Below are 5245 nucleotides of genomic sequence, written 5' to 3' on the forward strand. Positions count from 1 at the left end.
CTTTGACCGCCTGGGTAGAAGGCGCTGAGATCCTTACCGTGAACGTCATGTTCTTCGTGGCGGAGAGACGAGAGCTGCCCTCAGTCATGGAGACGTCGGCGATGGTGATCGCAGGCGTGGGAGGCGGGGGAGGAGTGGTCCCGCCGCCGGGGCACGGGACTGCGCCGGGGTCGACGACACCGCCGAAGTCGGTGGTCCAGTAGTTCCGGTAGGTGGCGGCCGCGTTGTAGGCCTTGCCGATGCCGATCACCTTGTAGTTGGCGTTCAGCATGTTGGCGTTGTGGCCGGAGGAGTTCTTCCACTGGTCGAAGGTGGCCGCACCGGTGGCGTTGCCGGCTGCGATGTTCTCGCCCCTCCAGGTGCTGTAACCGTAGCCGAGGGCGGTCATCCGCTGGAACGGGTCCCGGCCGAGGCTGTCGGTGTGGCTGAAGTAGTCCTTGTTCGCCATGTCGGTGCTGTGCCACTCGGACGCGATGGAGAGGCTCTCCGAGACCATCAGAGCCGGCAGGCCCTTGGTGGCACGGTAGTTGTTGATCAGGGTGCAGAAAGCGGCTTCTTCGGAATCAAGGGCGACTGCGGCCAGCGCTGGGGACTGCGTCATGAGGGGCGACAGCAGGGCTGCGCCGATCAGGGCGACAAGCGCAGACTTGATCCGGAACGTCGCAACCTTCGGCAGGTTGGAAGCGACACTGTGGGGCATGGGGACCTCCGGTTTTCATCGGCGCCCCCCATGGACTGCCCCTTATATCGGCCGACCTCGGAAGTTGTTAAGCGGAATTCGGACCAGCGCGTCAGTCGTCGTTGCGGATGGTCCCGACGCCGGTGCCGTCTGCGATGGTTGCGTTCTGCGGGTTCGACAGATTCAGGTTGAAGGTCTCGTCGCCCTCGACCGCCTTGTCCTTGATGATCGGGATCGACACCACCTTGCTGGTGTTCCCGGCCCGGATGCTGGCGATGCCCGAGGTCGTCCGGTAGTCGGAGCCGGCCTGGGCGGTGCCGTCGCTGGTCGAGTAGCTCACCTTGACCGTCTTGTTGGCGGCCTTCGGGATGCTGACGGTGAACTTGATCATCTTGGTGTCGCCGGACGTCGAATTGCCCTCGAGCGTGGAGGTGTCGGCAACCGAAACTGCCGGACCGGCCGCCGTGGCGGTTGCCGAAGGCGTTGGGGTCGGCGTCGGCGTGCCGCTGCCCGGGCAGGGCACCGCGCCGGGGTCGACGAAGCCGCCGAAGTCGGTGGTCCAGTAGGTGCCGAACTCGGAGTTGGCGTTGGTCGCCCGGGCGATGCCGATGACCTTGAAGCTGGCCGTCAGCATGTTGGTGTTGTGGACCGGAGAGTTCTTCCAACCGGTGAAGGTGCCCGAGGCGGCGGCCCGGCCCCATGCGATGTTCTCGGCCCAGGAGGTGTTGTAGTCGTAGCCGAAAGCGACAATACGCTGCTTGATCGTCCGCCCCAGGCTGTCGGTGTGGTCCGGGTTCACGTAGTCCTTGGTGGCCATGTCGGTGCTGTACCAGTCGGCGGCGGCCGTCAGCTTCTCGGAAACCAGCAGGGGTCCCAGGCCCTTGGATGCGCGGTAGTCGTTGATCAGCCGGCACATCTCCGCCTCTTCGGCGTCCAGCGAGATCGCCGCGGGCGCCCGGCTCGGAAGGAATACGGCTGCGGCCACTGCGGCGCAGAGGACTGCTACCAGGACTACCTGAATTTTCGAGAACCTTGGGCGGCTCATCCAGACTCCGATCTACTAAACGCTACCGTTTACGCCCCCGTACATCAGTTTTACCCCCGAGGCGGGGGAGGCTATTCGTTCGGAGCCGTATTGACCGGCGGCTCCTCCTCGTCGTCGTCCTCGTAGATCTCGGAGGCGTCCAGCAGGCCTCCCTTCACATAGTCGATCCAGGTGATGACGATGTAGTACGCCTGGGTCAGCTCGGCACGGGTCCTCTCCGGCTCCGGAAGGTGAGGCGGAATGGGGAAAGCCAGGCCGGCGTTGATGGCTTTGGCCGCCGCCCACTCCTCGCTTTGATAGGGGAAGGGGTCCGCGTTCTCGGGCATCAGGCCCAGCGCGTCGGTCTGCATCATCGGCGGGTCCATCGAACCGCCGGCCTCCCGGTACAGCTCGCGAATCTCGTCGGCCGCCCGCAACATCAGGTCTCGCTGTTCCGGCGTGAACTGCGTCTCACGGATGGGGCGTTCGCTCCACATCATCGGCCCGCCGATCACCTTGCGAACGGCGGCCGGGATCGCGCCTTCTGGAACGTTGGGGCGGCTGCGGAATCGCTCCACCGTCCTCTGGCGCAGTATGTGGCGCGCCGGGGTTGCGTCGGCCGTTTCCCGGGTAGTTGGTTTTTGGCTCGCGGGCTCCGATGGGGGCGGATCGGGGCTACGAGCGGAGCTCAAGACTCGATCTGCAGGCCGCGGAAGTGCGCCTTCAGCTTCTTCTGCTTGAGCTTGGGCGCCAGTTCTTTGAGCAGCGATCGGGTGATGTGGCCGCGGCTGGCGCTCAGCGACCGGAAGGAAACCTGGCGGGCGGCTTCGCCAAAGCGGCGATCCCTCTCCTGGGTGAGGCCCCGCCCCCAGTTCTTGAAGGCCTCCAGGGAGACCTGCAACGGCTCGACCTGGAACTTGTAGGCCGCCTTGACCTCGGCCTCCCCGGCTGCCGCCGCCACGGCCTGAATTGCGGTCTCGGTGGAAGCCTCCGGTCCCAGGTATTTCTTTGCCGTGCGAATGCGGTCGTTCAGCCGTTCGAACTGCGCACCCAGAACGCCCGGGGCGTCCTGGAACTCCGGGTCGTCCCACAACCGGTCGTTGATGCGCATCCACGAGTCGGTGGGCGAGCCGGCCAGCATCGCCCGGATCATGCCGAGGCTCGCCATCGCGTCGGGGGCGAGCTTCGCCCAGCCGTTCCCGACAAACCAGTCGCCCGGCTCGATCCGGAAGGCGTAGGAGAGTAGGAGAAGCTCCTCGAGGGCGACGGTTTTGCGCCTGCCGTTCTCGAACGAGGCAACGATGACGGGGGACCAGGGGAGCCCCACCTGCCGTGCGCGGCGGGCGACCTCATCCCGCGTGAGATCCTGCTCGATCCGCAGCTCTTTGAGCCGGTCCCCGAGAAGCTGTCCCAGGCCTTTCGCCCCGTCCATGCTAAGAACATACCAGTTGCCGGAATAGGTAAACCTCAGCCTCTTCCCGGCTACCATCCGAGCTTGCAATAGGATGGATGTTCAGCCTCCCAAACCCTCAAATCAGGTGGAGATATGGCCGATCTGGTCGACATCACGGACGAAAATTTCATGGCCGAGATCATGGACTCCAAATTGCCGGTTCTGGTCGACTGCTGGGCAACCTGGTGCGGGCCGTGCAAGCTGCTGTCGCCCGAGCTGGAGGCGCTTGCCGACGAGCAGGCGGACCGCCTGAAGGTCGTAAAGATGGACGTCGACGAGAACCCCGGCCTCTCCGAGCTGCTCGGGGTCTCGATGATGCCGACGATGGTGCTGTTCGTCGACGGCGTCGCCGAGGCATCGGTTGTGGGTTACCGGCCCAAGGAGTACATCCTGGAGCAGATCTCTCCCTTCCTGAAGACCCCGAAAGCCTGATGGGTAACTTCGGCCCGGCCGAGATGCTGGTCATCGGCGTGTTCGCCCTGCTGGTGTTCGGACCGCAGAAGCTCCCCGAGATGGCTCGCCAGTTCGGCCGTGCAATCCGGGAGTTCAAGAAAGCGACCAACGAGCTCACATCGGAGCTGAAGCTCGGCATGGACGAGCCCGCCAGGCCGTCGAAAGCGAGTGCAACGGACCCCAAGACCGACCCACCGAAGGAGCTCCGCCCGGGTCCACGCTGACCTTCCGGGCGCGCCACCAGGGCGTCCCCTGGGAACCGGTGGTTAAGGCCGGTCCTCCCCGGTCGGATAGACTCTGCCTCACTATGGCCAGGACCAAGCAGCCGCCGGCGCGCAAGCCGGTCAAAGCACGAGGCGCCCTGCCCTCCCCGAGGGTGGCCCCTCAGCGCGACACGACCCCGTGGCACGGCAAGACCGGCATCCGGATCGTTATGGCGCTGGTCGCCTTGGCCCTCATCGCATTCATCGTGAATCTGGTCATGGACGCCCGCGACCGGGCCGCCGACCGCCGCCAGGAGGCCAGGTCGGTGGAGCAGTTCGAGCGAAGGGTCACCGACCTCAACCAAAAGAACTCCGCCGTGTACGAGCAGTTGAGCCAGGTTCCCGGTGCTTTCCTTGCCGGAGCGCTGCCGGTGGAGGAGTACCGCAAGGCGACCGAAGGCTGGGTCACCAGCTTTCGTGAGCTGAACCAGGGCATACGAAACCTCGAGGTGCCCAACGACCTCGAAGGGCTGGTCGACGCCAAAGCCAGCTACGTACAGGGCACGATCCTGTACGTCGACGCGGCGAAGGTCTTCCTGGCCGCCGCAGCCATCACCGACCCGGCCGAACGCGAGAAGGCCACCGTCCTGGGCCGGAACCTGTTCCTGCACGGCACCTCGGTGTACGCCGAGGGCGACCGCAGCATCACCGTGATGAAGAACGAATACGAGCTCAACGACCCGCCGGCGCCGGTTCCTGCTCCCGCCGAGCCTGAAGAGGAGGTTCAGCTTCCGCCGGCTCCCGCAGCCCCCGCGGCTCCGGTCGACCCCATGGCTCCCGGCACCTCGATTGAGCCGGCACCCGCACCACCCGCCGCTCCGGTGGCTCCGCCCGCCGCCCCGGCGGCTCCCTAGCCCCCAGGCGCTACTTCTCCGGGCGTCGCTGGACCGATGCCCACAACAGCGTGATGCTTGAAGGATGGCGAAGACCCTGATCAAAGCGTTCGAAGCGACCTACCCGTTCGGCTTCGACGACTTCCAGATCGAGGCGCTCGACGCCCTGGAGCGCGGCGAGTCCGTGCTGATCTCGGCTCCCACCGGCTCCGGCAAGACCGTCATCGGGGAGTTCGCCGTCTGGCTCGCCCTGCAGGAGGGCGGCAAGGCCTTCTACACCACGCCGATGAAGGCCCTTTCGAACCAGAAATTCGGCGACCTGGTGGCGGTCCACGGCGCCGACAAGGTCGGGCTGCTCACCGGGGACAACTCGATCAACGCGCAAGCCCCCATCGTGGTCATGACCACCGAGGTCCTGCGCAACATGATCTACGAGCGCTCCGACCTGCTCGACGACCTGCGGTTCGTGATCCTCGACGAGGTCCACTACCTGCAGGACCGGTACCGCGGGGCGGTGTGGGAGGAGGTCATCATCCACCT

Annotated in this window: 8 protein-coding genes; 4 read left to right on the forward strand and 4 right to left on the reverse strand. The window is 65.6% G+C overall.

The genetic code is table 11. From position 1 onward, the window contains the following. From VFV09_12620 to VFV09_12635, 4 genes are all read right to left on the reverse strand, one after another. A partial coding sequence (locus VFV09_12620) for a CAP domain-containing protein (GenBank protein ID HEU4868556.1) occupies positions 1-700 on the reverse strand: 700 nt, incomplete at its 3' end. 91 nt (positions 701-791) lie between these two features. Further along, positions 792-1724, reverse strand: a complete 933-nt coding sequence (locus VFV09_12625; GenBank protein ID HEU4868557.1) for a CAP domain-containing protein — start codon at positions 1722-1724, stop codon at positions 792-794. Between the two features lie 71 nt (positions 1725-1795). Next, positions 1796-2281: a hypothetical protein gene (locus VFV09_12630; protein ID HEU4868558.1), complete on the reverse strand. Its 486-nt coding sequence runs from the start codon at positions 2279-2281 to the stop codon at positions 1796-1798. Positions 2282-2391: 110 nt separating this feature from the next. Further along, complete coding sequence (locus VFV09_12635; protein ID HEU4868559.1) at positions 2392-3135, reverse strand: helix-turn-helix transcriptional regulator; 744 nt, start codon at positions 3133-3135, stop codon at positions 2392-2394. Between the two features lie 114 nt (positions 3136-3249). On the opposite strand from VFV09_12635, the gene trxA reads away from it, so the two are divergent. The 4 genes from trxA to VFV09_12655 all read left to right on the forward strand — a co-directional run. Continuing rightward, on the forward strand, positions 3250-3588 hold the full coding sequence (trxA, locus tag VFV09_12640) for a thioredoxin (protein ID HEU4868560.1): 339 nt from the start codon (positions 3250-3252) through the stop codon (positions 3586-3588). Next, a complete protein-coding gene (tatA, locus tag VFV09_12645) occupies positions 3588-3833 on the forward strand; it encodes a twin-arginine translocase TatA/TatE family subunit (protein HEU4868561.1) in 246 nt (81 codons plus the stop codon). The genes trxA and tatA overlap by 1 nt, the downstream gene beginning before the upstream one ends. Before the next feature lie 83 nt (positions 3834-3916). Further along, positions 3917-4726: a hypothetical protein gene (locus tag VFV09_12650; protein HEU4868562.1), complete on the forward strand. Its 810-nt coding sequence runs from the start codon at positions 3917-3919 to the stop codon at positions 4724-4726. A 64-nt stretch (positions 4727-4790) separates the two neighbouring features. After that, positions 4791-5245: DEAD/DEAH box helicase (locus VFV09_12655; protein ID HEU4868563.1), on the forward strand; the 455-nt coding region annotated here is incomplete at its 3' end.

The sequence above is a fragment of the Actinomycetota bacterium genome, assembly GCA_035759705.1.
Taxonomy (GTDB): domain Bacteria; phylum Actinomycetota; class CADDZG01; order JAHWKV01; family JAHWKV01; genus JAJCYE01.

Coding starts and splice junctions, on each gene's coding strand:
- trxA (HEU4868560.1), top strand. CDS start 3,250: ATGGCCGATCTGGTCGACATCACGGACGAAAATTTCATGGCCGAGATC.
- tatA (HEU4868561.1), top strand. CDS start 3,588: ATGGGTAACTTCGGCCCGGCCGAGATGCTGGTCATCGGCGTGTTCGCC.
- VFV09_12635 (HEU4868559.1), bottom strand. CDS start 3,135: ATGGACGGGGCGAAAGGCCTGGGACAGCTTCTCGGGGACCGGCTCAAA.
- VFV09_12625 (HEU4868557.1), bottom strand. CDS start 1,724: ATGAGCCGCCCAAGGTTCTCGAAAATTCAGGTAGTCCTGGTAGCAGTC.
- VFV09_12650 (HEU4868562.1), top strand. CDS start 3,917: ATGGCCAGGACCAAGCAGCCGCCGGCGCGCAAGCCGGTCAAAGCACGA.